Origin of the sequence: Streptomyces sp. DSM 15324 (assembly GCF_001514285.1) — a bacterium.
Lineage (GTDB): Bacteria > Actinomycetota > Actinomycetes > Streptomycetales > Streptomycetaceae > Streptomyces.
In genome coordinates this window covers 343431-369727 of the sequence record NZ_KQ949027.1, presented here as the reverse complement: position 1 = coordinate 369727, position 26297 = coordinate 343431, and the positions used below count along the sequence as shown (strand labels likewise).

The 26297-nt window shown below is 74.0% G+C and carries 28 protein-coding genes; 12 read left to right on the top strand and 16 right to left on the bottom strand.

Going from position 1 to position 26297, the window contains the following annotated elements; translation table 11 throughout:
• Positions 1-78 precede the first annotated feature (78 nt).
• Together AQJ58_RS18425 and AQJ58_RS18420 are read left to right on the top strand one after the other, a co-directional pair.
• Positions 79-1227, top strand: coding sequence for an acyl-CoA dehydrogenase family protein (locus AQJ58_RS18425; protein WP_067251427.1), 1149 nt, complete (start codon positions 79-81; stop codon positions 1225-1227).
• On the top strand, positions 1227-2276 hold the full coding sequence (locus AQJ58_RS18420; RefSeq protein WP_067251426.1) for a Zn-dependent alcohol dehydrogenase: 1050 nt from the start codon (positions 1227-1229) through the stop codon (positions 2274-2276). Before AQJ58_RS18425 ends, AQJ58_RS18420 begins: the two co-directional genes overlap by 1 nt.
• Before the next feature lie 13 nt (positions 2277-2289).
• Here AQJ58_RS18420 and AQJ58_RS18415 read toward each other — a convergent pair whose 3' ends face one another.
• Complete coding sequence (locus AQJ58_RS18415; RefSeq protein WP_067251424.1) at positions 2290-2556, bottom strand: hypothetical protein; 267 nt, start codon at positions 2554-2556, stop codon at positions 2290-2292.
• Positions 2557-2705: 149 nt separating this feature from the next.
• Positions 2706-4658 (bottom strand): sensor histidine kinase, encoded by a 1953-nt coding sequence (locus AQJ58_RS18410; RefSeq protein ID WP_067251422.1) that lies wholly within the window; start codon positions 4656-4658, stop codon positions 2706-2708.
• Between the two features lie 152 nt (positions 4659-4810).
• On the opposite strand from AQJ58_RS18410, the gene AQJ58_RS18405 reads away from it, so the two are divergent.
• Positions 4811-6079: an MFS transporter gene (locus AQJ58_RS18405; RefSeq protein ID WP_067251421.1), complete on the top strand. Its 1269-nt coding sequence runs from the start codon at positions 4811-4813 to the stop codon at positions 6077-6079.
• Here the strand turns inward: AQJ58_RS18405 and AQJ58_RS18400 are convergent.
• Entirely contained in the window at positions 5981-7009 is a 1029-nt protein-coding gene (locus tag AQJ58_RS18400) for a GlxA family transcriptional regulator (RefSeq protein ID WP_067251419.1), read from the bottom strand. The two genes, AQJ58_RS18405 and AQJ58_RS18400, sit on opposite strands and share 99 nt — an antisense overlap.
• A 71-nt stretch (positions 7010-7080) precedes the next feature.
• Here AQJ58_RS18400 and AQJ58_RS18395 point away from each other — a divergent pair, with 71 nt between their 5' ends.
• A complete protein-coding gene (locus tag AQJ58_RS18395) occupies positions 7081-8388 on the top strand; it encodes an MFS transporter (protein ID WP_067251417.1) in 1308 nt (435 codons plus the stop codon).
• A gap of 313 nt (positions 8389-8701) precedes the next feature.
• Here AQJ58_RS18395 and AQJ58_RS18390 read toward each other — a convergent pair whose 3' ends face one another.
• From AQJ58_RS18390 to AQJ58_RS18370, 5 genes are all read right to left on the bottom strand, one after another.
• On the bottom strand, positions 8702-9286 hold the full coding sequence (locus AQJ58_RS18390) for a flavin reductase family protein (protein ID WP_234360088.1): 585 nt from the start codon (positions 9284-9286) through the stop codon (positions 8702-8704).
• Positions 9287-9384: 98 nt separating this feature from the next.
• Positions 9385-10167, bottom strand: a complete 783-nt coding sequence (locus AQJ58_RS18385) for an enoyl-CoA hydratase/isomerase family protein (RefSeq protein ID WP_067251414.1) — start codon at positions 10165-10167, stop codon at positions 9385-9387.
• Position 10168: 1 nt separating this feature from the next.
• Positions 10169-12394, bottom strand: coding sequence for an acetate--CoA ligase family protein (locus AQJ58_RS18380; protein WP_067251413.1), 2226 nt, complete (start codon positions 12392-12394; stop codon positions 10169-10171).
• Positions 12395-12523: 129 nt separating this feature from the next.
• Positions 12524-14017, bottom strand: coding sequence for a flavin monoamine oxidase family protein (locus tag AQJ58_RS18375; protein ID WP_067251411.1), 1494 nt, complete (start codon positions 14015-14017; stop codon positions 12524-12526).
• A 161-nt stretch (positions 14018-14178) separates the two neighbouring features.
• Positions 14179-15357 (bottom strand): flavin-containing monooxygenase, encoded by a 1179-nt coding sequence (locus AQJ58_RS18370; RefSeq protein ID WP_067251409.1) that lies wholly within the window; start codon positions 15355-15357, stop codon positions 14179-14181.
• 269 nt (positions 15358-15626) lie between these two features.
• On the opposite strand from AQJ58_RS18370, the gene AQJ58_RS18365 reads away from it, so the two are divergent.
• From AQJ58_RS18365 to AQJ58_RS18350, 4 genes are all read left to right on the top strand, one after another.
• Positions 15627-16076, top strand: coding sequence for a DoxX family membrane protein (locus AQJ58_RS18365; RefSeq protein WP_067251407.1), 450 nt, complete (start codon positions 15627-15629; stop codon positions 16074-16076).
• Positions 16073-16492 carry a Zn-ribbon domain-containing OB-fold protein gene (locus tag AQJ58_RS18360; RefSeq protein WP_067251405.1) on the top strand — a complete coding sequence of 140 codons (420 nt, stop codon included), beginning with the start codon at positions 16073-16075 and terminating at the stop codon, positions 16490-16492. Before AQJ58_RS18365 ends, AQJ58_RS18360 begins: the two co-directional genes overlap by 4 nt.
• Before the next feature lie 180 nt (positions 16493-16672).
• Entirely contained in the window at positions 16673-17275 is a 603-nt protein-coding gene (locus AQJ58_RS18355; protein ID WP_067251404.1) for a GNAT family N-acetyltransferase, read from the top strand.
• Positions 17276-17317: 42 nt separating this feature from the next.
• A complete protein-coding gene (locus tag AQJ58_RS18350) occupies positions 17318-18184 on the top strand; it encodes a GNAT family N-acetyltransferase (RefSeq protein WP_067251829.1) in 867 nt (288 codons plus the stop codon).
• A 2-nt stretch (positions 18185-18186) separates the two neighbouring features.
• On the opposite strand, the gene AQJ58_RS18345 is transcribed toward AQJ58_RS18350, so the two are convergent.
• From AQJ58_RS18345 to AQJ58_RS18330, 4 genes are all read right to left on the bottom strand, one after another.
• Entirely contained in the window at positions 18187-18489 is a 303-nt protein-coding gene (locus AQJ58_RS18345) for a hypothetical protein (protein ID WP_067251402.1), read from the bottom strand.
• A gap of 26 nt (positions 18490-18515) precedes the next feature.
• Positions 18516-19322 carry a glycohydrolase toxin TNT-related protein gene (locus AQJ58_RS18340; protein ID WP_067251400.1) on the bottom strand — a complete coding sequence of 269 codons (807 nt, stop codon included), beginning with the start codon at positions 19320-19322 and terminating at the stop codon, positions 18516-18518.
• Between the two features lie 107 nt (positions 19323-19429).
• Entirely contained in the window at positions 19430-19624 is a 195-nt protein-coding gene (locus AQJ58_RS18335; RefSeq protein ID WP_067251399.1) for a hypothetical protein, read from the bottom strand.
• A gap of 8 nt (positions 19625-19632) precedes the next feature.
• The gene (locus tag AQJ58_RS18330) at positions 19633-20145 is read right to left on the bottom strand and encodes a DUF5753 domain-containing protein (RefSeq protein ID WP_324613776.1); all 513 of its coding nucleotides are present in this window, start codon (positions 20143-20145) and stop codon (positions 19633-19635) included.
• A 9-nt stretch (positions 20146-20154) separates the two neighbouring features.
• Between AQJ58_RS18330 and AQJ58_RS44470 the strand changes: the two genes are divergently transcribed.
• Complete coding sequence (locus AQJ58_RS44470) at positions 20155-20406, top strand: hypothetical protein (RefSeq protein ID WP_079079014.1); 252 nt, start codon at positions 20155-20157, stop codon at positions 20404-20406.
• Here the strand turns inward: AQJ58_RS44470 and AQJ58_RS18325 are convergent.
• The 3 genes from AQJ58_RS18325 to AQJ58_RS18315 form a co-directional block, all read right to left on the bottom strand.
• Positions 20383-21048, bottom strand: a complete 666-nt coding sequence (locus AQJ58_RS18325; protein WP_067251397.1) for a pyridoxine/pyridoxamine 5'-phosphate oxidase — start codon at positions 21046-21048, stop codon at positions 20383-20385. The two genes, AQJ58_RS44470 and AQJ58_RS18325, sit on opposite strands and share 24 nt — an antisense overlap.
• 23 nt (positions 21049-21071) lie before the next feature.
• The gene (locus AQJ58_RS18320) at positions 21072-22040 is read right to left on the bottom strand and encodes an expansin EXLX1 family cellulose-binding protein (RefSeq protein ID WP_067251395.1); all 969 of its coding nucleotides are present in this window, start codon (positions 22038-22040) and stop codon (positions 21072-21074) included.
• A 112-nt stretch (positions 22041-22152) separates the two neighbouring features.
• The gene (locus AQJ58_RS18315) at positions 22153-23319 is read right to left on the bottom strand and encodes a thiolase C-terminal domain-containing protein (RefSeq protein WP_067251394.1); all 1167 of its coding nucleotides are present in this window, start codon (positions 23317-23319) and stop codon (positions 22153-22155) included.
• A gap of 110 nt (positions 23320-23429) precedes the next feature.
• Here AQJ58_RS18315 and AQJ58_RS18310 point away from each other — a divergent pair, with 110 nt between their 5' ends.
• The gene (locus AQJ58_RS18310; protein ID WP_067251392.1) at positions 23430-24614 is read left to right on the top strand and encodes an acyl-CoA dehydrogenase family protein; all 1185 of its coding nucleotides are present in this window, start codon (positions 23430-23432) and stop codon (positions 24612-24614) included.
• Positions 24611-25084 carry a nitroreductase/quinone reductase family protein gene (locus tag AQJ58_RS18305; protein ID WP_067251390.1) on the top strand — a complete coding sequence of 158 codons (474 nt, stop codon included), beginning with the start codon at positions 24611-24613 and terminating at the stop codon, positions 25082-25084. Before AQJ58_RS18310 ends, AQJ58_RS18305 begins: the two co-directional genes overlap by 4 nt.
• A gap of 32 nt (positions 25085-25116) precedes the next feature.
• On the opposite strand, the gene AQJ58_RS18300 is transcribed toward AQJ58_RS18305, so the two are convergent.
• On the bottom strand, positions 25117-25749 hold the full coding sequence (locus AQJ58_RS18300; RefSeq protein WP_067251388.1) for a LysE family translocator: 633 nt from the start codon (positions 25747-25749) through the stop codon (positions 25117-25119).
• A gap of 82 nt (positions 25750-25831) precedes the next feature.
• On the opposite strand from AQJ58_RS18300, the gene AQJ58_RS18295 reads away from it, so the two are divergent.
• Complete coding sequence (locus AQJ58_RS18295) at positions 25832-26284, top strand: Lrp/AsnC family transcriptional regulator (protein WP_067251387.1); 453 nt, start codon at positions 25832-25834, stop codon at positions 26282-26284.
• The last annotated feature ends 13 nt before the right edge of the window (positions 26285-26297 follow it).

Here is a 26297-nt window from a genome sequence, read left to right as displayed (position 1 = left end):
CGGGTGCGTCGTGGCTGGGCGCAGATCCCCGCGCCCCTCGGGACGGTGCAGTCGCCCTGCTCGATCGAGGAGGTGAACGTGGACTTCGGATTTTCACCTGCGGACGACGATTTCCGCGCCGAGGCGCGGGCCTGGCTCGCCGCGCACGTCGGCGGCGAACGGGATCGCCGCTCATGGGAACGCACGCTCGGAGCCGCCGGGTGGATCGGACTGGGCTGGAGGGAGGGCGGGTACGGGAATCGGACCGCGAGTCTGACCCGGCAGGTCGCCTGGGCCGAGGAGTACGCGCGCTCGGGGGCCCCGCCCCGGTCCGGGCACATCGGCGAGAACCTGCTCGCGCCCACCCTGATCGCCCACGGCACCCCGGAGCAGAAGGCCCGGTTCCTGCCGCCCGTCGCCGCCGGTGCCGAGCTCTGGTGCCAGGGGTACAGCGAGCCCGGCGCCGGGTCCGACCTGGCCGGGGTGCGGACGCGGGCGGAGGCCGACGAGGGCGGCCGCACGTACCGCGTCACCGGGCAGAAGACCTGGACCTCCCTCGCGCACGAGGCCGACTGGTGTTTCGTCCTCGCCCGCACCGACCCCGACTCGACCCGTCACCAGGGGCTGTCCTTCCTCCTCGTGCCCATGGACCAGCCCGGTCGGATCGAGGTGCGGCCCATCCGGCAGCTCACCGGCACCAGCGAGTTCAACGAGGTCTTCTTCGACGGGGCGCGCGCGGAGCATGTCGTCGGCGGCGCCGGCGAGGGCTGGCGGGTCGCGATGAGCCTCCTGGGGTTCGAGCGCGGGGTGTCGACGCTCGCCCAGCAGATCGGGTTCGCCGAGGAACTGGGGCGCGTGGTCCGCACGGCGGTGGAGACCGGCGCGGCCGAGGATCCCGTCGTCCGCGAGCGGCTGGTGCGGCTGTGGGCCGAGCTGCGGACCATGCGGTGGAACGCGCTGCGGACCCTGGGCGGTTCGGGCGGGCCGGGGGCGCCCAGCGTGGCCAAGCTGCTGTGGGCGGGCTGGCATCAGCGGCTCGGCGAGGTCGCGGTGGAGGTGCGGGGCGCGTCGGCGAGCGCGGGCCCGTCGGACTGGACGCCCGCGACGCCGTACGCACTCGACGAAGCGCAGCACCTGTTCCTGTTCTCCCGGGCCGACACGATCTACGGCGGCTCGGACCAGATCCAGCGCACGATCATCGCCGAGCGCGTGCTCGGCCTGCCCAGAGAGCGCAAGGGGGTCGTCTGATGCGAGGTGTGCTGTTCGACGGCGAGCGGGTGGAGGTCGTCGACGACCTCGACGTCCGCGATCCGGGACCCGGCGAGGTGCTCGTGGCGATCTCTGCGGCCGGGCTGTGCCACAGCGACCTGTCGGTGATCGACGGGACGATCCCCTTCCCGGCGCCGGTGGTGCTCGGCCACGAGGGGGCGGGGGTGGTGGAGGCCGTGGGGGCCGGGGTCACGCATGTCGTCCCCGGCGACCATGTGGCCCTGTCCACCCTCGCCAACTGCGGGACCTGCGCCGAGTGCGACCGGGGGCGGCCGACGATGTGCCGGCAGGCGATCGGGCGGCCCCAGAAGCCGTTCACGCGCGCGGGACGGCCGGTGTACCAGTTCGCCTGCAACTCCGCCTTCGCCGAGCGGACGGTCGTGAAGGCCGTCCAGGCGGTGCGGATACCCGAGGACATCCCGCTGCCGTCCGCCGCCCTGATCGGGTGCGGGGTGCTGACCGGGGTGGGTGCCGTGCTCAACCGCGCGCGGGTGGGGTACGGCGAGAGCGTCGTCGTCATCGGTACGGGCGGGATCGGGCTCAACGTCCTCCAGGGCGCGCGGATCGCGGGCGCGCTGCGGATCGTCGCGGTCGACTCCAACCCGGCCAAGGAGGCGGTGGCCCGGCGGTTCGGGGCGACCGACTTCCTGACCTCCGCCGAGGCCGTGCGGGACGTGCTGCCGACGGGCGCGGACCATGTCTTCGAGTGCGTGGGCCGGGTGGAGCTGATCCGCGCCGCCGTCGACCTGCTGGACCGGCACGGGCAGGCGGTCCTGCTGGGCGTGCCGCCGGCCACCGCGGAGGCGTCCTTCCTGGTCTCCTCCCTCTTCCTCGACAAGTCCATCCTGGGCTGCCGCTACGGCGCCTCCCGCCCCCAGCGGGACATCGCCCTGTACGCCGGCCTGTACCGCGAGGGCCGGCTGCTCCTCGACGAACTCATCACCCAGACCTACCCGGTGGAGGACTTCGAGAAGGCGGCGGCGGACGCGGAGGCGGGGCGGGTGGCGCGGGGGGTGCTCACGTTCTAGGGAGCGACACGCTTCAGCGGGCGGTACGGCCGCGGTGGACCACGGCGAGGGCCAGCAGCGCCTCGGCCGCCGCGAAGGCGGCCAGCCGCAGGCTCCAGGAGCCGACCGAGGACTGGGCGATGTCGGCGAACGCCGCCGTCCGCAGCAGTACGGTGCCGAGGGCGAACCCGGCGACGACGCCGACGACCACGGCCCAGGTCGGCGGTTCGTGGACGACGGACACCACGATGCCGGTGAGGGCCACGACGACGCAGAGCACGGTGACCAGGGTGAGGTACATGGCTCCCAGTGTTCCGGCGGGCGGCGGCGTTCCCATCGTCTCGGCGGACGAACCCCGTCTGTATCTCTGGATAGAGACGGACGATCTCTGGATAGAGACGGACGGGCGGGTGGAGACGGGCGGGTGGAGACGGCCGGGGGAGACGGGCGTCAGGTCGGTGGTGGGCGGTCGAGGCCGTGCAGCAGATCGCGCATGGCGGCGAGGGTCGCGCGGGCCTCGGCCGCGACCTCGGCCGGCCGCCCCGCGCGCGCCAGGTCCACCAGCCGCTCGGTGCGGTGCAGTACGGCGTCGCTCAACCGCTCGGCCAGCAGCTCCCGTTCCGCTGCGGCGGACCGCTCCGCCTGCCACGCGGAACCGGCGAGCGCGAAGTCGTCCCGGGCGAGCACCCGCAGCCGGCGCCGGCGGACCAGCAGCCCCCCGCCCCAGAGGAGGGCGAAGCCCGCGCACGCCACCAGGCTCAACGGCACCACCAGCACCACGCCGGTGACCCACGACAGCCCACCCGCCGGCACATCGCCGTCGGCGGCCGCCGTGGCCAGCAGCGCACCGGTGCTCACCGTCCCCGCCAGCAGGACCCAGGGCCAGGTGCGGGCGCCGCGATGGCTGTAGGCGCCCAGCGCGTTCACGGCGAGACACTCGGCGATCAGACCCCCGGCGAAGTACGGGGAGAGTGCCGACAGGGGGGCCAGCGCAGTGGCCAGAGGCCAGAGAAGGGAGGTCGCCAGGACACCGGTGAGCACGGCCAGGGGCGCGCGCCGCCGCCACACCAGGGGCAGGCCGTGCAGGGCGAACAGGGCGGAGACCAGCGCGATGGAGGGGACGGCCGCGTGCCGGGCCGCCGGGCTCCAGTCCTCCGCCCCGACCAGGACGAAGAGGACCGGCAGGAGCGCGGCGGTGAACGCGAGCGCGGGGTCCGCCAGCTGCTGCTCGCGCAGGACGTCCCGCCGCCACCCCTGAGCCGACGGCGCCCCGCCCGCGTCGGGCAGCACCGCCTCGACCCGCCAGCCGCCCTCGGCCGTCCGACCGGCGTCCAGCTCACCGCCGAGCGCGGCCGCGCGCTGCCGCATGCCCTCGATGCCGAGACCCGATCCCGTGATGCCGGCCGGGCGGGACGCCCGCGCCGCCGGGGGGCCGTTGGTCACCGACAGCAGCAAGCGGCCCGCGTCACGCCGTACGACGACGCGTACGGCGGCGCCGGGGGCGTACCGGACGGCGTTGGTGAGGGCTTCGCGCACGATCCCGTGGACGGCCTCCCCGGCCGGGCCGGCGAGGTCCGGGGGAAGTTCCGTGGCGACGGGGCGGCCCAGCCGGCCGAAGCCCGCGACGAGTTGCCGGATGTGGCCGGTCAAGGACGGGGCCTCGGGTGGTTCCGGGTCCCGCATGAGTCCCACCAGCCGCTGGAGCGACGCCTGGGTCTCCCGGCCGGTGCGTTCCGCGAACTCCAGCGCTTCGGCGGTCAGTTCCGGCCGGGTTCCGCCGAGCCGGAGGGCCGCGTCCACGGTCACCACGACGGAGGTCAGATGGTGGGCGCTCACATCGTGCAACTCGCGTGCGAGGCGCCGGCGTTCGTTCGCGGCGGCGTGCCGTCTGCCCTCCTCGGCCCCCGCCAGCCGACGGGCCGCGGTCAGACGGCGCGCGCGCCACTTGCGGCGCGCCTCGCCGAGGCCCGCGCAGAGCACGTACAGCAGGGCCGCGACCACCCATTCCGCCACCGGCACCCTGCCGAACCCCGCCCGCGCGAACGACAGGAGCCATTCGGCGCCGACGACCGCGGCGACGGCCCGCAGCGTCACGGGAAGGGGGCAGCGCACCGCGACCGAGTACAGGGACACGGGGGCGCCGAGCGCGAGGTAGCCGTCCTCCCAGGCGGCCAGCCCGACCGCCATGGCACCGACCGACCAGGCGAGGGCGCTCACCGGGGCCTGCCGACGCCGGCCGAGGGCCGCCGTCTCCACCACGAGAGCACACCCGACCGCCCCGGCCGCGGCCACGGCGCGAAGACCGCCGCCGCGCCAGGGACCCGCGGTCACCAGCCAGGCGAGCTGTGCCACCGCCAGCAGCGCGGGAAGCAGCCACCGGCGGACCGTCTCTGTCTCAGCCATACCTCTGCTCGCGCTCCCGGCCCGGCCAAGTACCCCGGCACAGCAGCATCTTGACATGCCCACCCGGGGGCGGACCGGGGCGGTCCGTGGTCTTCGTGGCACCGGCTGAAAACCCGTGGGACGTCGTCGGACCCACGCCGTAGCGTCGGAGCATGAGCTACCGCGACCTCGCCTCCCGACAGGTCCTGGCCTGGGCCTGTACCGCAGTCGGTGCGCGGATGCCGGTCGCGATGGCGCCGCTCGCGCTGGTGTTCCTGGTGCGGGAACGCCCCGGCGGGTACTCCCTGGGGGCGATCCTCGCGGCGGCCTATGTCCTCGGTGAGATCCTCGGCGCCCCTGTCCTCGGGATGCGGCTGCGCCCCCACCGGGCCCGCGCCCACCTGGCCGTCGGCCTCGGGTGCGGGACCGTCGGCTTCGCCGGGCCGGGCCTGCTGCCGGGCGCGCATCCGGCCGTGCTCGGCGGGTTCGCGTTCCTCGCCGGTGCCGCGCCCGCCGCCACCACCGGCGGTCTGCGCACCCTGCTCACCGAACTGGTCCCGGAGCGGGCGGCGGCGCAGGCCCTGTCCGCCGAGTCGATCCTGGCGGCCGGCGTGTGGGCGGCCTCCCCGGCCGCCGTCGCCGGCCTGGCGCTGGGCGTCGCGCCGCGCGTCCCGCTGCTCCTCGCCGCCGCGCTGATGGCCTCCTCGGTGGCCTGCCTGTGGCTGCTGCCTGCTGCCTGGGGCGCCGACGGCGGCCCAGGCGCTGACCGCCCCGGGGCGTCGTTGCCGCGGGTCCTGGCCGGCGCCTGGCCGGTGTACGTGACGGGCGCGGCCAGCCTGACCCTGCTCGGCCTGTCCGAACTGGTCCTGCCGGCCCTGCTCGAACAGCGGGGCGTCCCCGTCGGCTGGTCGGGGCCGTTGCTGACGGGGATGGCGGTGGGCGGCGGGCTCGGCGCGTTCGTGCACGGGCTGCGCAGCTGGCCGGGGCGGCTGCGGGAGCGCAGCGTGATCCTGACGGGCGGCACCTCGGTGTGTGTGACGGTCGCCGCGCTGACACCGCACGCCGCGGGGATCGCGGTGGCGCTGATCGTGGGCGGCATGCTCCAGTCGGGCGCCATGCTCACCCGCAACCTGTCCCTGCGCGAGGCGCTCCCGCCGGGCGCGCTGGCCGCCGGCTACTCCGTCATGTACGCGGCGGCAGGGGCGGGGTACGCGGCGACGGGATCGGCGGCGGGTGTGCTGCTGCGGGTGGTGGAGCCGTCCACGGCGGTGCTGGCCGGGGTGGGGCTGACGCTGCTGCTGACCGGGATCGGCTGGTGGGGCGAGGTCCGGCGGGCCGGGCGGTCAGGTCGGGGTGCCGACTCCGTCGGTGCGTTCGAGGTCGCCGCCGGTGCGGAAGGTGCGGCGGTAGGCGGTGGGGGTGACCCCGAGGGCCGCCTGTAGGTGCTGCCGCATCGACTGGGCGGTGCCGAAGCCGGAGTCCCGGGCGACCTGGTCGACGGAGCGGTCGCTGGACTCCAGCAGATGCCGGGCCCGTTCGACGCGCTGCTGGGTGAGCCACTGGCCGGGGCTGACGCCGGTCTCCTCGCGGAAGCGGCGGGTGAACGTCCGTACCGACAGGGACTCCTGCGCGGCCATGTCGCGCAGCTGGATCGGCTCGTGCAGCCGCCCGAGCGCCCAGGCGCGGGCGGTGGTGGTGCCGGCCTGCTGCGGGTCGGGCACGGGCCGCTCGATGTACTGCGCCTGACCGCCGTCGCGGTGCGGCGGTACGACGGTGCGGCGGGCGACGTCGTTGGCGACCGCGGTGCCGTGGTCGCGGCGGACGATGTGCAGGCACAGGTCGATGCCGGCGGCGACCCCGGCGGAGGTGAGGATGTCGCCGTCGTCGATGAACAGGACGTCCGGGTCGACGTCGATCTTCGGGAAGAGCTGCTGGAGGTGCGCGGCGTCGGCCCAGTGCGTGGTCGCGGGGCGGCCGTCGAGCAGGCCGGCGGCGGCGAGGACGTACACCCCGGTGCAGATGGAAGCGAGGCGGGTGCCGGGGCGGATGTGGGCCAGGGCGGCGGCGAGTTCGTCGGTGAGGACGCCCTGCTCGAAGACCGGGCCGAGCTGGTAGGAGGCGGGGACGACGACGGTGTCGGCGGTGGCGAGGGTCTCCGGTCCGTGCTCCACCATGATCGCGAAGTCGGCGTCGGTCCGGACCGGGCCCGGTGGCCGGATCGAGCAGGTCACGACCTCGTACAGGTGGCGTCCCTCGGCGTCCTGGGGGCGGCCGAAGATGCGGTGCGGGATGCCCAGCTCGAAGGGGAGCAGGCCGTCCAGGGCGAGGACGACGACACGGTGCGGGCGGACGTCACGGCCATCACGACTCATGGCCCGATCCTATCGAACGCTGACTTTCGGGCCAGTGGTGGCGCGGGTCCGGACATCGCACCCTTGGTGACGTGACCCAGACAAGCGAGGCCCTCGCAGCCGTACCGGCACAGAAGCCCCCCGCCCGTTTCCGTATCCACCGCGCGTGGTTCGTCGCCGCCGTCACCTTCGTCACGATCATCGGTGCGGCCGCCTTCCGCTCGCTGCCCGGTCTGCTCATCGACCCGCTGCACCAGGAGTTCGGCTGGTCGCGCGGCACGATCGGCGCGGCCGTCTCGATCAACCTCGCCCTGTACGGGCTCACCGCGCCGTTCGCCGCCGCGCTGATGGACCGCTTCGGCATCCGCCGGGTGGTGGCGGTCGCCCTGACCGTGATCGCGCTCGGCTCGGGGCTCACGGTGTGGATGACGGCGGCCTGGCAACTCCTCCTGTGCTGGGGCCTGCTGGTCGGCCTGGGCTCCGGCTCGATGGCGCTGGCCTTCGCCGCGACGGTCACCAACCGCTGGTTCACCGAGCGCCGCGGCCTGGTCAGCGGCATCCTCACCGCCGCCTCCGCCTCCGGCCAGCTGATCTTCCTGCCGCTGCTGTCCTGGATGATCACCCGCCACGACTGGCGCCCCGCCGCGGTCACGGTGGCCCTGGCCGCCCTCGCCGTCGTCCCCTTCGTCTGGCTGCTGCTGCGCGACCACCCGGCGGACGTGGGGGCGAGCCCGTACGGCGCGAAGGAGTTCGTACCGAAGCCGGCGCCCGTGCAGGGGGCCGCGAGCCGCACCGTCAAGGTCCTGTTGTCCGCGATGCGCACCGGCCCCTTCTGGCTCCTCGCCGGCACCTTCGCGATCTGCGGCGCCTCCACGAACGGCCTGGTGCAGACCCACTTCGTGCCGGCCGCCCACGACCACGGCATGCCGGTCACGGCGGCGGCCTCGCTCCTCGCGGTCATCGGCGTCTTCGACGTGGTCGGCACGATCGCCTCCGGCTGGTTCACCGACCGCTTCTCCCCGCGCCGCCTGCTGGCCGTCTACTACGCGCTGCGCGGCGTCTCGCTGCTGTTCCTCCCCCTGCTGCTGGCCCCGGCCGTCCACCCCCCGATGATCTTCTTCATCGTCTTCTACGGCCTGGACTGGGTCGCCACCGTGCCGCCCACCCTCGCCCTGTGCCGTGAGCACTACGGCGACGACAGCGCCATCGTCTTCGGCTGGGTCCTCGCTTCCCACCAGGTCGGCGCGGCCCTGATCGCCTTCCTCGGCGGTGTCGCCCGCGACGCCTTCGGCTCGTACGACGTGGTCTGGTACGCGTCGGGCGCGCTGTGCGCGGCGGCGGCCCTGATGGCACTGGTGATCCGCCGACGGCCGACGGCCCCGCTTCTGGCGGCTGCGTGACGCCGTCCGGCGGTGGTCCGGCGACTGCGTGACGCCGTCCGGCGAGGGTCCGGTGGCTGGGTGACGGGCGTCCGGGCGGCGGTCTGTTGGCGGTTCGGCGGTGGGCTGCGGTGGCGCTCGGGTGTGGTTCGGCGGCGAGGGTCCGGTGGCTGGGTGACGGGCGTCCGGGCGGCGGTCTGTTGGCGGTTCGGCGGTGGGCTGCGGCGGCCCCCGGGGGCGGTTTCGGCGGGGGTCGGCGGCTGCGTGACGCCGTCCGGGCGGTGGCCCTCGGGCGTGGTCCGGCGGCAAGGGGGCGGTGGGGGCCGCCCCGCGTCTACAGGAACCGGCCCCTGTGGAACAGCAGGGGCCGTTCCGTGTCCGCGGCGGGTGTCGACCCGAGGGCGTTCACCCGGCCCACGACGATGAGGTGGTCGCCCCCGGTGTGCACCGCGTGGACGGCGCAGTCGATCCAGGCGAGGGCGCCGGCCAGGCGCGGGGAGCCGGAGACCGGGGCCGCGTCGAAGGGCACGCCCGCGAACTTGTCCGCGCCGCTCACCGCGAAGGCGCGGCACAGCGCGCTCTGGTGCGCGGCGAGGACGTTGACGCAGAAGGCGCCCGCGTGGGCGATGCGCGGCCAGGTCGTGGACGTACGGCCCACCATGAAGGCGACCAGGGGCGGGTCGAGGGAGAGGGAGGAGAAGGACTGGCAGGCGAAGCCGGCGGGGCCGTCCGGTGTCGGCGCCGTGACGACGGTGACGCCGGACGCGAAGTTCCCCAGCACCCGCCGGAACTCGGCCCCGTCCACCGGAGCCCGCTCGTCCTCGCGGACGCAGCGCAGTTCGGGACGGGGCAGCGGTTCGACCGGGCCCGCCCTCAGGTAACGGACGGCGGCGGCCGCCATCCCCGCGTGTCCCATCATGTCCCCATTGAAGCTGACGGTATGTCAGATTGGAAGGGGTGTGCGGGGGCGGTACGAGGGGAGGTGAGCAGGCAGTCCCCGACTCCTCCCTCCCCCGCCTACCGTCCCCTGAACTCGGCCGCCCGGCGTTCCAGGAAGCTGGTGACGCCCTCGCTCGCGTCCGCCGTCGTCATGTTGATCTCCTGGGCGGTGGCCTCGGCGGCGAAGGCGGTGGCGCGGTCGGTGCCGAGGGAGGTGTTGACGAGGTGTTTGGTGAGGGCCAGGGCGCGGGTGGGGCCGGTGGCCAGCCGGGCTGCCCACTCGCCGGCCGTCTTCTCCAGCTCGCCGTCCGGCACCACCCGGTTCACCAGCCCCAGGCGTTCGGCGTCCGCCGCGCCGACCGCGTCGCCGAAGAACATCAGCTCCTTCGCCCGCTGGGGGCCGACCAGCCGGGGGAGGAGATAGGCGCCGCCGCCGTCGGGGACCAGGCCCCGGCGGACGAACACCTCGATGAACCGCGCCGACTCGGCGGCCAGGACCAGATCGCAGGCGAGGGCGAGATGCGCGCCGAGGCCGGCCGCCGTGCCGTTCACCGCGGCGATCACCGGTTTCTCGCAGTCCAGCACGGCCGCGATCAGGCGCTGCGCGCCCAGCCGGATCATCCGGGCCACGTCACCGGCGACCCGCTCGCCCGCCCCCGCCCCGCCCCGCAGGTCCGCTCCGGCGCAGAAGCCCCGTCCGGCGCCGGTGAGGACGACCGCCCGGACGGCGGGGTCGGCGGAGGCCTCCGAGAGCGTCCGGATCAGCTGTTCCCGCAGGTCGCCAGTGAGGGCGTTGAGGGCCTCGGGGCGATTGAGGGTCAGGAACGCGACCTGGCCGGTGTGCCGAGTCAACAGGTCCATCTCAGCGACACACCGCCAACGCGTCCAGCGCCACCGCGCCCTGCCCGAACGGCAGCACCACCAGCGGGTTGATGTCGAGCTCGGCCAGGTCGGAGCCCAGCTCCAACGCCATGCGCTGGACCCGCAGGACGACCTCCACGAGGGCGTCGACATCGGCCGGCGGGCGGCCCCGGACGCCGTCCAGCAGGGCCCGGCCGCGCAGCTCGGCGAGCATGTCCCGCGCCTGGTCCTCCCCGAAGGGCGGCACCCGCACGGCGGCGTCGCGCAGCACCTCCACCAGAACCCCGCCCAGGCCGACGGTGACCGTCGGGCCGAACAGGTCGTCGTGGGTCACCCCGACCACCATCTCCACCCCCCGCTCGACCATCTGGCAGACCAGGACGCCGTCCAGCGAGACGCCCTCGTAGCGGGCGATGTCGGTCAGTTCGCGGTAGGCGTCGCGGACCTGGCTCGCCGAGGTCAGGCCGATCTTGACCAGCCCCAGCTCGGTCTTGTGCGCGATCCGCTCACCGGACGCCTTCATCACCACCGGGTACCCGACCAGCCCCGCCGCCCGCACCGCCGCCGCCGCGCTGGTCACCAGCTGCTCGCGCGGGACCCGGATGCCGTACGCCCGCAGCAGCTGCTTCGCCGCGTGCTCGCTGAGCTGCTGGCCGGGGCGCATCAGCAGCTGCGCCTTGCGGAAGGACGGGGACGGGGTGCGCGGCGCCTGGTCGAAGGGCGAGCGGTAGTCGCTCACGAAGCGGTGGTGCTCCAGGTACGCCCGGACGGCGGTGACGCAGTTGCCGAGGGAGCGGAAGGTCGCCACCCGGGAGGAGCCCAGCAGGACGTCCCGGTAGGCCGGTTCCGTCCCCACCGGCGAGCCCCAGACCACGCACACCAGCTTGTCCGTGTGTTCTGCCGCGTCCACCAGGTCCCGCACCAGCCGGTCGCTGAGCGGCGGGAAGGGGCCGGTGATCGGACAGATCAGTACTCCCACCTCGGGGTCGTCGAGGATCGCGTCGATGATCTTCCGGCCGCGCGCGTCGCCGACCGGGTGCCCCCCGTTGTCCACCGGGTTGGCCACGTTCAGGTACGACGGGATCCACTGGTGCAGCTCGGCCTGCCTGGCCGCCGACAGCGCCGGCAGCCGCAGCCCCGCCGCCGTCGCCAGGTCGGCCGCGTGGGCGCCGGTGCCGCCCGAGATCGAGTAGACGACCACACCGTCCGCGCGGGGCCGGCGGGCCCGGGCCAGCAGGGCCGCGGTGTCCTGGAGTTCGTCCAGTCCGTCGACGCGGATGACGCCGTACTGGCGCATCGCCGCGTCCACCACCTCGTCCGCGCCGGTCAGCTTGCCGGTGTGGGAGGCGGCGGTGCGGGCCCCGGTCTCGGTGCGGCCCACCTTCACCGCCACCACCGGGACCCCGCGCCGGGCCGCCCGGTCGGCCGCCAGGAGGAAGGCCCGGCCGTCCTTCAGCCCCTCCACGTAACAGGCGATGGCGCCGACCTCGGGCCGCTCGGCGAAGTACGACAGGAAGTCGGCGGTCTCCAGGTCGGCCTCGTTGCCGGTGGGTGCCCAGTGCGAGAGCCGGATGCCCAGCTCCTGGAGGGCGAAGACCGGGCGGCCCTGGTGCCCGGACTGGGTGATCAGCGCGATCGACGGCCCGGTGAGATCCTCGCGGAACCGCTCGAAGGCGTTGAGGTTGGTGTTGGGCCCGAGCAGCCGGATGCCGGAGCCCGCCACGGCCGCCGCGAGCCGCTCCTGCGCCGCCGCGCCCTCCTCGCCGGTCTCCGCGAAGCCCGAGGCGAACACGACGGCGAACCGCACCTTCGCCTCGGCCAGTTCCTCGATCACCGGCAGCGGATCGGCGACCAGCAGCACGGCCAGGTCGGTCTGTTCCGGCAGCTCGGCGACCGACGCCACGCAGGGGATGCCGAAGACGGACGCGCGCGTGGGGTGCACGGGGTGCAGCCGTGCCCCCACCCGCTCGGCCCAGTCCACCAGTTGCCGGGTGACACCGGTGTTGGGGCGTCCCTCGGCGTCCGAGGCGCCGATGACCGCCACCGACTCGGGCCGGAAGAACCGGTCCAGATCGGGGACGGTCGCATACAACGGCCGCCCGCTGACGTCGAGGTCGTCGACGTCGGCGGGCCGGCCGTGGACGGCGGGTCCGGGCTGTTCGCCGCACGCGATGACCCGGGCGCGGCGGGAGTCGGTGGTGAGGGTGCCGTGGGTTGATCCAAGCATCGGTCCGCCCGCTCCTGTGTGACTGCCAAGTAACTGACGAACTGTCAGATTACAGACCTGACGGTGTGTCAGGAATGGGCGTGCAGCGGAAAAGGGCGGACCTTCGGGACACCGGCGGCGGCCCGTGGCCTACAGCGCGGCCAGCACCTCCTTGGCCACCCGCTCCCCGGAGCGGACGGCGCCGTCCATGAAGCCCATCCAGTACGTCGAGGTCTCGGTCCCCGCCCAGTGGATGCCGCCGACCGGCTTGCGCAGGGCGGGACCGTACTGGGTCAGGACGCCGGGCGCGGCGATGGAGACCGGGCCGCCGCGGGTGTAGGCCTCGTTGTTCCAGCGTTGCAGGACGAAGGAGGTGGGGGAGGCCGCTTTCGCGCCGAAGTACGTCACGTAGTCCTTCAGCACCGCCGCCTTGACCTCGGCCTCGCTCGCCGCGTCCTGGGCACGGGCCTCGTCGGCCTCGATGAAGCCCATCAGCGCGCCGTAGGAGGCGTCGGGCGGGGAGTTGTCGAAGGTGGAGCTGACCACGCCGGTGTCGCTGACGACCTGGCCGTTGAGGCCGTCGGCCCGCCAGAAGGGGGTGTCGTAGATCGCGATCGCCTTGGCGACCGAGGCCATCGGCAGCCGCTGGGTGAGCTGGTCGCGGCCGGCCGGCAGGAGCGGGTCGTAGGTGATCCGGGCGGCGAGCGGCGGGGGCACGGCGACGACGACCTTCTTCGCGGTGACGGTGATGCCGTCGGCCGTGACGACGTACTTCCCGCCGGACCGGGCGATCGTGCGCACCGGGGCGTTCAGCACCACCCGGTCGCCGAGCGTGGCGGCCAGCTTGATCGGCACCTGCTGGGAGCCGCCGACGAAACGCCGTTCCTGGGCGCCGTTCGCGGTCTCGGTCAGGCGCTCCAGGGTGCCGGCGGTGGACTCGTTGCCGGCGGCGGCGATGTAGAAGAGGACGAACAGGAGGGAGAGCTCCCGGGGTTCGGCCGAGAAGATCGAGGTGCAGGCCACGTCCAGGAGGAACTTGGCCGACGGGATCACGGCGTTGGCGCGCAGCCAGCTCTCGAAGGTCTGCCGGTCCCATTCCTGCGCTTTTGCGGCCGTCCAGGGCGCGTCGACCGGGACCGTCTTGGCCATGTCGTCCAGCGAGGCCTGCACGATCGCGGCGTTGGCGAGCCCGGCCGCGTCGACCGGCGGGACCGAGCCGAGCAGGCCGTCGGTGGCGTACGGGGTCTTCTTCCCGTCCTTGTAGAGGAGGTTGTTCCCGGTGTTGTAGGTGGCGAAGGTGGCCACGTCCAGGGAGTCGGCGAGGGCCTTGATGCGGTCCTGGGTGGGGCCGATGAACTCACCGCCGCCCTCGGTCACCCCGCCGCCTGCCAGCGACAGGTTGAGGACCCGGCCGCCGACGCGGTCGCGGGCCTCCAGTACGGCGACGGTCTTCCCGGCCGCCACCAGGTCGCGGGCCGCGGTGAGTCCGGCCAGGCCGGCACCGACGATCGCGACGTCGACGTCCCGGGTGGCAGCCGCGGCGGCCGGGCCGACCGCGGTCGCCGTGAGCGCGGTCGCGCCGGCGGCCACGGCGGCGGTGCGCCCGAGCAGCGAGCGGCGGGAGAGCTGTCTTTCACGTGCCACGTGCGTCCTCCGTGGAGAGGGGGGCGGAGAGGGGGCCGAGCAGAAAGATGAACAGGGCTCACATTCTGGCTCCGCGCGAGGGCGCACGACAACGCCCTCGTCACAACTGGCACACGTGTAACTGGCAGCAGTACGGGGGGAGTTACCGGTAGTAACGGAAATTAGCGGAGATGGCGGGCCACGGCCTTCGCGATGCGTTCCGCGTCGATCGACAGTTCGCGCAGGGTGCCGCTGATGGGGGTGGTGAACCCGGTGAAGAAGAGGCCGGGCGCGTTCTTGGGGGCGCGTGGGCCGTGGGCGAGCGGCAGGCCCCGCTCGTCGAGGACGTCGAGGTGGCCGACCAGGCCCTCCAGGGCGCGGACATAGCCGGTCGCGGCAATGACGGCGTCCGGGGTGACACGGGTGCCGTCGGCGAGGACGACCTTGCCGCCGTCCTCGAAGGACTCGACGGCGGCCACCACCTCCACCCGGCCCTTGCGGACCGCGTCGATCAGACCGACGTCCTGCACCGGGATCGCGCCCTGTCGGACCCGGCTGTACAGGCCGGTGCCGGGGCGCGGCAGGCCGTGCGCCGAGAGGTCCGGCACGCTGAGCCTCGCCATCGGGCGGGCCAGCCGGTCGACGAGGCCGACGGGCAGGCGCCGTACCAGGATCGCCGTGTACTGGGCGGCCCAGCCGGCGGTGGAGCGGCGGACGATGTGCGGGGCGGTGCGCGCGGACAGCCGTACCCGTTCGGCGCCGTTCTCGACGAGGTCGACGGCTATCTCGGCGCCGGTGTTGCCGACGCCGACGACGAGCACGTCCCGGCCGGTGTAGGGCTTGCCGTCGCGGTAGGCGCCGGCGTGGGTGAGGTCGCCGGTGAAGGCGGAGCGGCCGGGCCAGTCGGGCAGGAACGGGGTGTGGTTGTAGCCGGTGGCGACGACGACGGCGGCACCGGTCAGTTCCCGGCCGCCGGTGGCGTGCAGCAGCCAGCCGGTGCCGTCCGCGGTGCGCTCGATCCGGGAGACCTCGACGCCGGTGACGATCTCCAGCTCATGGACCTCGGCGTACTTCTCCAGGTACCGCACCACGTTGTCGCGGCTCACCCAGCGGCCGAACCGGCGCGGCATCTTCAGCCCGGGCAGGGCGGAGAGGCGGCGGGTGGTGTGCAGATGCAGCCGGTCGTAGTGGCGGCTCCAGGACGCACCGACGCGGTCGGCCTTCTCCACGACGACGGCGCGTATCCCCTGGGCGCGCAGGGTGTACGCGGCGGCGAGTCCGCCGGGGCCGCCGCCGACGACGTAGACGGGGCGGTCGGCGGGGTTCGCGGTGGTGATCGCGGGCGGTGCGGAGTCTTCCATGAGCGCGAGCGTAATCACGCCCGGGATCGGTGGGTCTCGGTCAAGACCGGAATTGGTTGCGGATCGATCACGCTTGGGGGAGTTGTGCGGGGAACTTGTGGCGTGGGCCACTGGGTTGTGGGTGGGGTGGGGTGGGGTGGGGTGGGGTGGGGTGGGGCGGGGCGAGGACCGGGGCGGGCGGGTGCGAGGGCGGCTCCGCCGGGGAGGCGCGAGGGCGGCGATGCCGCCACGTCTTCCCGGATCCAGTCATCTGACGTACCGTCAGATCCATGGATGCGATCTGGCTCGACGGTGCCCAGTGGCTGGCGGTGCTGCGGATCGGACTCGGTCTGTGGTGGCTGGAGAGCTGGCGGCACAAGGACAAGAAGAGCTGGTTCGAGGGCTCCGGCATCGCCTGGGCGGCGGACGTGGCGGCCAAGCACCGCTGGACCGCCGTACGGTCCGGCTTCGAGGCCGTCGTGAAGCCCCGGCCGCGGCTCATGGCGTACGTCGTCGTCTACGCCGAACTGGCCCTCGGCCTGGGCCTGGTCACGGGCTTCCTGACCCCGGTCGCCCTGGCCGCGGGCCTGCTCCTGAACCTGATCTACCTCGTCCTCATGATCCACGACTGGGCCGAGCAGGGCCAGAACGGGATGATGGCCCTGATCTCGCTGGTCGCGCTGGGCGGCATGGCCTGGCAGACCTGGTCGGTGGACGACGCCCTGGGGCTCTTCCGGTGAGCGCGCGGTACGACCTCCCCGAGGCCGACGCCTTCACCCGTGCGTACTGGGACGCTGCCGCCGAGGGCCGGCTGCTGATCCGGCGCTGCGGGGCCTGCGCACGGGCCCACCACTATCCCCGCGAGTTCTGCCCGTACTGCTGGAGCGAGGACGTGACCTGGGAGGACGCCGGCGGCCGGGCCACGCTCTACACCTGGTCGGTCGTCCACCGCAACGACCTGCCCCCGTTCGGGGAGCGGACACCGTACGTCGCGGCGGTGGTCGACCTCGCCGAGGGACCCCGGATGTCCACGGAGCTGGTGGGGGACGGGGAACCACGGGCGGGGATGGAGCTGGAAGTGACCTTCCGGGAGGGCGTCCCGGTGTTCCGGGCGGCCGTAGCCCGTAGTGAACGGCGGGTGGCGGACGGCCGGTAGCCGACGGCAGGTGGCGGACAGGCGGTAGCCGAGGGGCAGGCAGCGAACGGCCGACGTCGAACGGCCGACGTCGAACGGCCGACGTCGAACGGCCGACGTCGAACGGCCGACGTCGAACGGCCGACGTCGAACGGCCGACGTCGAACGACCGGTGTTCCATCACCGGTGTTGAATGGCCGGATGACTGGCATCAACGACCCCGGCACCGTCCCGCACCCCCCGGAGATACACGGCCACGGCCTGACGCTCCGCCGCTGGGACCCGGCGTCCGAGACCGACGTGGACGCCTGGCTGCGCGGGCACGCCGACCCGGAGTTCCGGCGCTGGAACACCCCGATCAGGGCGGTCACCGACACCGCGAGCGCCCGGGAGTCGCTGGCGGCCAAGGCCGCGGACGCGGGCGCCGGGCGCGCGACGACCTTCTGCGTCACCGCCGCCGACGACGGGACGGTCCTCGGGCAGATCTCCGTCAACGCGATCGACCGGGTGCTGAGCAACGCCGTGGTCGGCTACTGGGTGCTGCCCGAGGCGCGCGGCCGGCACGTCGCCACCCGCTCCCTGCTGCTCGCCGCCCGCTGGGCCTACGACGAGGTCGGCCTGCACCGGCTGGAACTGGGCCACGCCCTCGGCCACGGGGGCTCCTGCCGGGTCGCCGAGCGGTGCGGGTTCCGCTACGAGGGGACCGTGCGCGGGGCGATGTGGGAGGAGGGCCGCCGCGACGCCTTCCGCGACGTCCACCTGCACGGACGCCTGGCCACGGACCCGGAGCCGCAGGGGCCGTAAATCGGGGGCGGGGCGGTCGCGGGGTACGTCATCATGCGGGGCATGCGACCGGACGACTGGCACCTCACGCATGACCTCGACGCCTTCCTCCGGCGTGCGGGTGACTTCCTCGCCTCGCGGCCCGCGCTGCACACCGTGCCGCTGACCGTGCTCGACAACCTCCGCCGCAGGGGGCCGCACGTCTACGGCGAGGAGGCCCCCCTCTTCGGTGTGCTGGAGCGGGGCGGCGCGGTGCGGGCGGTGTCCCTGCACACCCCGCCCTACTGGATCAATCTCACCTCCCTCACCGAGGAACAGGCGGACGCCCTCGCCCTCCGGCTGGCGTCCGCAGGACACCGCCCGCCCGGCGTGAGCGCCGACCGCGCCACGGCCGACGCCTTCGCCGACGCCTGGCAGCGGCACACCGGCGCCGGGGCGGACGTATGGAAGAAGCAACGCCTCTATCGGCTCGTTGAGTTGACGGTCCCCGAGCCCGGGCCCGAAGGCGCCCCGCGGATCGCCACCGCCGCCGCCACCGACCGTGCCCGGCTCATGAGCTGGTACGAGGAGTTCGGCGCGAGCATCGGCGAACACCAGCTCCAGGACGCCGGCGCGCTCGCCGACGCCCGCATCGCCCACGGCGGAGCGCTCTTCTGGGAGACCCCGGACGGCACCCCCGTCTCCCTGGCCGTGGTCACCCCGGAGGTGGCCGGCCAGGTGCGGGTCACCACCGTCTACACCCCCGCCCCGCTGCGCGGCCGGGGCTACGCGGGCGCCGCGACCGCCGAGGTCAGCCGTGCGGCCCGCGTCGCGGGGGCCCGCGAGGTGCTCCTGTTCACCGACCTCGCCAACCCCACCAGCAACGGCCTCTACCAGCGCATCGGCTACCGCCCGGTGGCGGACTTCACGGTGTACCGCTTCCCGGAGTGACCTCAGGAGCCCAGCAGCCGCGCCCGCTCCTCGGCGGTGAGCGGCACGGACGGCGGCCCCGGGTCGGTCAGCCTGGCGTGGAGGCCCCGGCAGGCCCGGTCCTCGTCGGGGAACCGCTCCAGGACGGTGCGGACGCCGCGCTGCCGCACGCCGACGACCCAGTCACCCACGTCCACGTCCTCCTCCAGGTAAAGGCGGTCCTCCGGCCGGGGGGTGCCGGGCGGGGTGGGGCAGCCGGTGATCTCGTACAGGCCGGCGGGGACGCCCGCCGCGCGCAGCGCCTCGCACAGTCCGTGCCGGTCCATGCCCCGGCCCCTCCTCGTGTCCCGCGTCAGTTGGCGCGTTCCAGATTGCCGCTGTTGATCAGGGAACTCACCGTGGCGCCGGTCTTCACGTTCGGGCAGTACGTCGCCTGCGACGCGACCGAGGTCACGTACTGCACTCCCTGGCCCGGCTGCTCGAAGGCGGGGGCGGTCGGGCCGGCGCACACCAGCGTCGGCTTCTTCACCCGGTACAGGTGGTAGTTGTACGGGAAGCGCGGGTCCTGGGTGTCGAGGCCGGACGGCGGGATGGACCGCTCCGCGTACGTGGCGCCGGCCGGGGCGAGGAACTTGCCGAACTCGTTGCCGAAGCGGTCCAGCAACTGCCCGACCGGGAGGACCGCCTCCGTCGCGATGGGCACGCCCTGGTTGGTGTGGTCGAAGCCGTCGTCCGGGATCGACGAGTACTTCCAGTCGCCCTGGCCGTGGTCCGCGGTGGGGTCCCACCACTTGTTCAGGAACTCAACCGGCGTGAGCGTACCGAACCGGTTGTAGCCCTGGAGGGCGGCACCGATCGGACCGGAATCGGGCAGCCGGGCCGGCCCGAACCGCCAGTCGTTGCAGTAGTACGGCGTGTGCGCGTACGGGTACGGCGACGGCACCAGACCCAGACAGGACGCCCGCCCGGAGCTGTCGCGATCCGGCGCCGGGTCCCCGTACCCCTGCGGCGCCCTGCTCTTGGCGTTCGCCCGTGCGACCGGCAACGGCGTGGTCGCGGGCCGGTCCGCTGCCGCGGCGGGCGAGGGTGCGCCGAGCAGCACGGACCCGGCGAGCCCGGCCGTGGTGACCAGGGTCGCACTCCATCGACGGAACGTCACTGATACCTCCGCGAGATTCGTCCGAGGGCCGGGGCAGCCCACAGGAAGTCATGAATCATCACAGAGGGTCACCGCCGAGGCGGCAATCCGGACACGGCCGAACGGCCCTACAGCAGGTGGTCGGCCTTCCCCGCCTTGATCTCGAGGATCAGGGCGCGGAGGGCTTCGCGGGTGTCGGTGAGGGGGTTGTCCTCCTGTCCGGCGACGGCGATGTAGGCGTTGCCGTCGGGGTCGGTGCCTATGCGGAAGCAGTTGTTGCCTTCGCCGCAGTAAGGGGCTTCCCAGGTGATCTCGGTTCGCATGGCCGTCCTCAGAGTTCGCGGGCGATGTCGAGGATGAGGTCGCGGGAGGCTGCGGGGGGCAGCGCCGCGTCGTCCATCCAGTCCAGGTGCGCACGGTACTTCGTGAGCTGGGCCTCGGCGTCGGTGAAGACCGGTCCATGGGCGGAGTCCAACTGGACGGTGTCCAGGCGGGCTACGGGACCGTGCGCGTAGAGCATGGCGTGTCCTGCTCCGGGGAAGCCGCTGACGTGCACGGGGATGATCCGTACGTCGATGCCGTCCTGCTCCGACCGTTCCGCGAGGTGCTTGAGCTGGTCCCGGGTGGTCTCGGTGCCGCCGAACCGCATACGGAGTGCGGCCTCGTGGACGTACGCAAGGTAGGGCAGGGGGCGGGTGAACACCCGCTGGCGTTCCATCCGGTGGGCGACGCGCAGTTCCACGTCGAGGCGGCGAATGGGCGGGAGTACGGCGGTGAAGACGCCGCGGGCGTACTCCTCCGTCTGGAGCAGTCCGGGTACGTGCAGGAACTGCACGGTCTGCACGCGTGCCGCGTGCCACTCCAACTGGGCGCCATCTGCGTCCTCTCCCGCCGGGTGTCGCTGCGCGTCCTGGACGAGGTCGTACGGGCCTGCCACGGAGACTGGGGCATCGGCGGCGACCGGGAACCGGGCGGCGGAACCCGCATGTGGGCGGTCCTGCCCCGCGCGGGCGCGGCCGGCTATCTCAGGACCGAGCGCACACCCTGGTGTTCGCACAGCGCGCCGCCTGATCACCCGCTGTCAGGGCCAGAGCAGCTGCCGTGACCAGCCCGCGCCGTCCCTGACGTAGGACAGCCGGACGTGCCGGCGTCGTTCCTCGCCCTGGAAGAACTCGACCTCCTGCGGGTGGAGCCGGTACAGGGTCCAGGTGGGGGACTCGGCCGTCGGGTCGGCCTGGGCCTGTTCCCAGGCCGCCCGGGACACCGCCGCCAGCTCCTCCAGTGAGGAGAGCGGCTCGCTCTGGCGGCCCGTCAGGGCGGCGGCCAGGGCGCCGGTGGAGCGGGCGTGCAGGTCGGCCCGGGCCTCGCCCGAGGGGGCGGAGGTGACCGGGCCGCGCACGCGGACCTGGCGGCCGAGCCGGGGCCAGTAGAAGGTGAGCGCCGCGTACGGGCGGGCGGCGAGGTGGCGGCCCTTGCGGCTGGTCGCGTGGGTCGCGAAGGACCAGCCGGTGGCGTCGGCGCCGTGCAGCATCACGATCCGCGCGTCCGGCCGGCCCTCCTCGTCGGCCGTGGCCAGGGTCATGGTGTGCGGCTCCCGCTCGCCCGCCGCCACCGCCTCGGCGAACCAGGCGGTGAACAGGTCCACCGGGGTGCCGGGGGCCTGTTCCGGGTCGAAGGGGGGCAGCCGCGTCACCTCCGGGTCCCACACCCGCAGTGACCGCAGCAGCTCATGGAGATCCGTAGCCATGCCCCGAGTATCGGCCCCGCCGCTCAGTGCCGGGCGAACTGGGCGCTCGTCGACTGCACGACGTTCGGTTTGACGGCGATGCCGTCGACCGTGAGCCGCTGGCCGTAGATGTCGGTCAGCCGGATCGCGGCGCCGCAGCCGGCGCCGTGCTCGGAGAGGAAGTAGTTGTACCCGGTGCGCTCCAGCCGGGTCCAGCCACCGCCCGTACGGACCTCCAGGCGGGCCAGCGGGTTGCGGTGGCCGATGGCCTGGATGCCGCACCAGTACTGGCTGGAGCCGGTCTTGTAGCGGATCGAGATCGTGCCGGCGGTGGCCGGGCTGACCAGGTTCCAGGTGATCGCGATCCGGCCGGCCGACAGCGGCGCCAGCTTGGCGAAGGCCTGCTGGCTCAGGTCGAGCTGGCCGGGCTGACAGGGCGCCGGGCACTCGTTGGTGATCCGCACGGTGATCGACTTGCCGCCCGCGTGGACGGCCACGAACGCGCCGCAGGCCTTGGCGGTCTCGTAGTCGGTGGTGTTCATCGCCGCATTCATCACGTCGGAGCTGGGGCCGAACAAGCAGGCGCCGTCGCCGTTGCTGTCGTAGGAGGTGGCGACGCCCCGGTAGGTGGTGCCGGGGCGGATCCGGCCGGCCAGGGAGCCCGTCGTGGAGGTCTTCGGGGCGGTGGCGGTGGTGGTCTTGGCCTGGGCGGCCTTGGAGGCAGTGGCGGTCGCGGTGGCCGAGTGGGACGCGGACGCGCCGGCCGTCGGGCTCGCGGAGCTCGCGGAGGGGCTCGGCGACCCGGAGGGCGAGGGCGTGCCGGGCGTCGGTGGTGCGCTCGTGCGGGCGCCGGAGACGGCCTTGGCCGCGTCCGGCACGTCGTTGGTCCCGCCGCCGGGGCGGAAGGCCACGGCGAGCGACACGACGAGCGCCACGGCGGCGACGGCGACGGCGGCGAGCGGCGCGGTGTGGCGCCGGGGGCGGGAGCGACGGCGGTGTGAAGGGGTGGTCACAGTCGAGTCCTTCGGTCGGGCGGGGCTCCCGTGACGGGAGTATCCGACCGTCAGTTGCCACGGACCCCCCAAAGGTTGCCGTGATTTCATACGGCGTTGCAGCCGCCCGGGTTCACCGCCCCAATACCACCGTCCCCGACGAGCAGAACCACCCCCCGGTCCCCGAGGCCACGCCCAGGCGGGGCGGCGTGCCGTCCGGGCGCCGTACCTGACGCTCCCCGGCCTCGCCCCGCAGCTGCCGGACCGCCTCCACCAGCAGGAACAGCCCGCGCATACCCGGGTGCTGGGCCGACAGCCCGCCCCCGTCGGTGTTCACCGGCAGCTCCCCGCCGACCGTCAGCCGGCCCTTCTCCACGAACGCCCCGCCCTCGCCCTTGGCGCAGAAGCCCAGGTCCTCCAGGGTCACCAGGGTCATGTAGGTGAACGCGTCGTAGATCTCGGCGAAGTCCATCTCCGCCGGCCGCACCCCCGCCCGCCCGAAGGCCAGCCGCCCGCTGACCGCCGCCGGGGAGACCGTGAAGTCCTCCCACTCCGACAGGCTCGCGTGGGAGACGTGCTCACCGGTGCCGAGGATCCACACCGGCGCCGTACGGCAGTCCCGTACGTACTCCTCGGCCGCCAGCAGGACCGCCGCGCCCCCGTCGGAGCGCAGACAGCAGTGCAGCTTGGTGAACGGGTCGGCGATCATCGGCCCGGAGAGCACCTCGTCGACCGTGACCGGGGTGCGGAACATCGCCTCCGGGTTGAGCGCCGCGTTCGCCCGCGCCTGGACGGCGACCTCGGCGAGCTGCTCGATCGTCGTGCCGTACTCGATCATGTGCCGGCGGGCCGCCATCGCGTACTTCGCGATCAGGGTGTGCCCGTACGGCACCTCGAACTGGAGCGGGCCGCGGGCGCCGAAGGCGAAGGTGCCGGTGCGGCGGCCGGCCCGGATGTCGGCGCGGGCCGTGGAACCGTAGACCAGCAGGACCGCGTTCGCGTGCCCGGCGGCGATCGCGTCGGCCGCGTGCGCCGCCATGACCTCCCAGGTGGAGCCGCCGACCGAGGTGGAGTCGACCCAGGTGGGGCGCAGGCCCAGATGGTCGGCCACCTCGACGGGGGCGAGGGTGCCGAGCCCGGCGGACGCGAGACCGTCCACCCGCGACCGGTCGAGCCCGGCGTCCGCCAGCGCCCGGCGGGCCGCCTGGGCGTGCAGGGCGTACGGGGTCGCCTCGTCCACCCGCCCGCAGTCCGAGAGCGCGACGCCGACGACGGCCACTTTCCGGGTCCCCGAGGTCATGAGGGGCCACCTTCCTCTGTGCATCTCGATCCGGCGCTCCTAATATGACGGACCGTCAGATCCGGAGGGAAGTGCCAGATCCGGAGGGAAGCCAGATCCGGAGGGAACCCATGGACCCCCGCCTCACCGCCGAGCAGGACGAGATCCGCCGCACCCTGCGGGAACTGCTCCACAAACGCTGCGGCCCCGAGGAACTGCGGGCCGCCCTCGACACCCCGGCCGGCCACGACCGCGCCCTGTGGACCACCCTCGCCGAACAGCTCGGCCTGCCCGGCCTCGCCGTCCCCGAGGCGTACGGCGGTGTCGGCTGCGCCCCCACCGACCTCGCCCTCGCCGCCGAGGAGACCGGCCGGGCCCTCGCCCCCACCCCGCTGTTCGCCACCTCCGTCCTCGCCGCGCCCCTGATCCTCGCCCTCGGCACCGACGCCCAGCGCGCCCGGCTGCTCCCCCGCCTCACCGACGGCACCCTCACCGCCGCCCTCGCGATCCCCGCGCCCGCCCTCGCCACCGCGCTCGCCCTCACCGGGCCGGGCGGCGGAGACTGGTCCGGCGGCGGACGCGCGGGCGGGGTGCAGGCCCGGCGGGCCGGGGACGGCTGGCGGCTCTACGGCGAGGCCGCCCAGGTCCTCGACGGGCACAGCGCCGGGCTGCTCCTGGTCGCCGCCCACACCGGGGGGTTCGTGCGGTCCCGGACCCTGCTGTTCCTGGTGGCGGGCGACGCCGCCGGAGCCGTACGGACCCGGCAGACCGCCCTGGACCCGACCCGGCCGCAGGGGCGGGTGCAACTGCGGTACGTTGAAGCGGAGTTGCTGGGACAGGAGGAGGCGGAGGTGACCGGGATGCTGGCCCGCACCGGGGAGTTCGCCGCGGCCTTCCTCGCCTGCGAGGCCGTCGGGGCCGCCGACCGGGCGCTGGAGCGGACCGTGGAGTACCTGAAGCAGCGCGAGCAGTTCGGGCGCGCGATCGGATCGTTCCAGGCGGTGCAGCACCGACTGGCCGACGTGTACGTCCAGGTCCAGGCCGCCCGGTCCGCCGCGTACTACGCCGCCTGGGCGACCGGACGCGGAGAGGGCGTCGGCGGGCTCGCGCTCGCCCAGGCGCTCCAGGCGCTGCGGCTCGCCGCCGCCGAGGGCATCCAGCTGCACGGCGGCATCGGCTTCACCTGGGAGCACCAGGCGCACCTGTACTTCAAGCGGGCCGCGGGCGACGAGCTGCTGTTCGGGCCGGCGCACCGGCTGCGGGCCCGCGCGGCCGAGGAGTCAGGGCTGTTCGCGGGCGTGGGGGTGACGGTGTGATCGGTGTCCGTGTGGTGCAGAAGGTGTCCTCGACCCGGGCCTTCGCCAGGCTCGCCCCCCATGTCGTGCCCGCCCTCGACCGGGCCGTCCACCGGCTCACCCGGGGGAAGGTGCTGCTCAGCGCCCAGATGCTGCCCGGGGTGCTGCTCACCGCGACCGGCGCCCGCAGCGGGCAGCCGCGCCGCACCCCTCTGGCGTGCATGCCGGAGTCCGCGGGCCGCACCTGGATCCTCGTCGGCTCCAACTTCGGCCGCACCGGCCACCCCGCGTGGACCGCCAACCTCCTCGCCCACCCCGACGCCGAGATCAGCTGGAAGGGCACGGACATACCCGTGACCGCCCATCTGCTGACGGGGGAGGAGCGGTCGGCGGTCTGGCGGGAACTGCTCGCGTTCTGGCCGCCGTACGCGACCTACCAGGCGAGGGTGGAGCGCGAGATCCGGGTGTTCCGGCTGGTGCCCAGGGGCTAGCAGCCAGTGCACCCTCAGAAGGCTCAGAAGGCTCAGAAGGCGTGCTGGACCAGCAGGAACGTGCCGATGCCCAGCATCGCCGCCCCCGAGGTCCGGGTGACCGCCCGGGCCGCCGCCGGGCGGGCGCCCAGCACCGCGCGGGCCAGTACGCCGACCGCGAGGTAGACGGCGGCGCAGCACGCCATGTGCAGCAGACCGAGGACGGCGGTCTGCGCGGCCACCGGCAGGTGCGCCCCGCCCCCGCCGCCCCCGCCGCCGCCCCCGGTCACCAGGAACTGCGGCAGGATCGACAGGTACAGCAGCAGGCCCTTGGGGTTCAGGCCGCTGATCGTCGCGCCCCGCAGGAAGACCCGGCCCTCGACCACCGGCGCGCCCTCCTCCGGCACGCCCGGCCGGCGCAGCACCCCCCACCCCAGCCGCACGAGGTATCCCGCCCCCGCCACGGTGAGCCCCGTGAGCAGCGCGGGCGAGCCCGCGACCAGGACCGCCAGGCCCGCCGCCGCCAGCGCCGTGTGCAGGGCGTAGCCGCTCACCAGGCCGCCCACCGCCGCGCCCACCGAACGGCCGCGCAGCCCGGCGGAGATCACATACGCCCAGTCGGCGCCCGGCACACAGACCAGCAGCAGGTCCAGCGCGAGGAAAGAAATCAGCGTTCCCGTGTCCATGTCGGGGACATTAGGCGTGATCCGGTCGAAAGTGTTCCCGTTCTTTTCCCGGAACCCGGCAGAATCGGGGAAGATCTGCCTCATGGACGACGTGGACCGGAAGATTCTTGCCGAGCTTCAGCAGGACGGGCGGCTGACCGTGACCGAGCTGGCCGCGCGGGTGCGGCTGAGCGTCTCGCCCTGCCACCGGCGGCTGCGGGAGCTGGAGCGGTCCGGGGCGATCAGCGGCTACCGTGCGGTGGTGGAGCCCGCGGCCGTCGGACTGACCTTCGAGGCGCTGGTCTTCGTGTCCATGCGACAGGAGGACCGGGACACGGTCGCCGAGTTCGAGCGGGCGGTGGGGGAGCTGGAACACGTCCTGGACGCCCAGCGGCTCTTCGGGGAGCCCGACTATCTGCTGCGGGTGGCGACCGCCGACCTCGCGGCCTTCCAGCGGCTCTACGACGAGCGGCTCGCGACCCTGCCGGGGGTGCAGCGGCTGACGTCGACGCTGGTGATGAAGCACGTGGTCAAGGACCGGCCGCTGCCGGCATAGCGGCACGGGCGGT

Excerpts from the sequence above, each read along its gene's own strand:
- AQJ58_RS18300 (WP_067251388.1), bottom strand. The coding sequence starts at position 25,749 with ATGGACACGGGAACGCTGATTTCTTTCCTCGCGCTGGACCTGCTGCTG.
- AQJ58_RS18420 (WP_067251426.1), top strand. The coding sequence starts at position 1,227 with ATGCGAGGTGTGCTGTTCGACGGCGAGCGGGTGGAGGTCGTCGACGAC.
- AQJ58_RS18385 (WP_067251414.1), bottom strand. The coding sequence starts at position 10,167 with ATGGACCTGTTGACTCGGCACACCGGCCAGGTCGCGTTCCTGACCCTC.
- AQJ58_RS18370 (WP_067251409.1), bottom strand. The coding sequence starts at position 15,357 with ATGGAAGACTCCGCACCGCCCGCGATCACCACCGCGAACCCCGCCGAC.
- AQJ58_RS18325 (WP_067251397.1), bottom strand. The coding sequence starts at position 21,048 with ATGGCTACGGATCTCCATGAGCTGCTGCGGTCACTGCGGGTGTGGGAC.
- AQJ58_RS18400 (WP_067251419.1), bottom strand. The coding sequence starts at position 7,009 with ATGAGTCGTGATGGCCGTGACGTCCGCCCGCACCGTGTCGTCGTCCTC.
- AQJ58_RS18405 (WP_067251421.1), top strand. The coding sequence starts at position 4,811 with ATGAGCTACCGCGACCTCGCCTCCCGACAGGTCCTGGCCTGGGCCTGT.
- AQJ58_RS18390 (WP_234360088.1), bottom strand. The coding sequence starts at position 9,286 with ATGATGGGACACGCGGGGATGGCGGCCGCCGCCGTCCGTTACCTGAGG.
- AQJ58_RS18380 (WP_067251413.1), bottom strand. The coding sequence starts at position 12,394 with ATGCTTGGATCAACCCACGGCACCCTCACCACCGACTCCCGCCGCGCC.
- AQJ58_RS18295 (WP_067251387.1), top strand. The coding sequence starts at position 25,832 with ATGGACGACGTGGACCGGAAGATTCTTGCCGAGCTTCAGCAGGACGGG.
- AQJ58_RS18350 (WP_067251829.1), top strand. The coding sequence starts at position 17,318 with ATGCGACCGGACGACTGGCACCTCACGCATGACCTCGACGCCTTCCTC.
- AQJ58_RS18315 (WP_067251394.1), bottom strand. The coding sequence starts at position 23,319 with ATGACCTCGGGGACCCGGAAAGTGGCCGTCGTCGGCGTCGCGCTCTCG.
- AQJ58_RS18415 (WP_067251424.1), bottom strand. The coding sequence starts at position 2,556 with ATGTACCTCACCCTGGTCACCGTGCTCTGCGTCGTCGTGGCCCTCACC.
- AQJ58_RS18365 (WP_067251407.1), top strand. The coding sequence starts at position 15,627 with ATGGATGCGATCTGGCTCGACGGTGCCCAGTGGCTGGCGGTGCTGCGG.
- AQJ58_RS18345 (WP_067251402.1), bottom strand. The coding sequence starts at position 18,489 with ATGGACCGGCACGGACTGTGCGAGGCGCTGCGCGCGGCGGGCGTCCCC.
- AQJ58_RS18410 (WP_067251422.1), bottom strand. The coding sequence starts at position 4,658 with ATGGCTGAGACAGAGACGGTCCGCCGGTGGCTGCTTCCCGCGCTGCTG.
- AQJ58_RS18335 (WP_067251399.1), bottom strand. The coding sequence starts at position 19,624 with ATGCGAACCGAGATCACCTGGGAAGCCCCTTACTGCGGCGAAGGCAAC.
- AQJ58_RS18310 (WP_067251392.1), top strand. The coding sequence starts at position 23,430 with ATGGACCCCCGCCTCACCGCCGAGCAGGACGAGATCCGCCGCACCCTG.
- AQJ58_RS18355 (WP_067251404.1), top strand. The coding sequence starts at position 16,673 with ATGACTGGCATCAACGACCCCGGCACCGTCCCGCACCCCCCGGAGATA.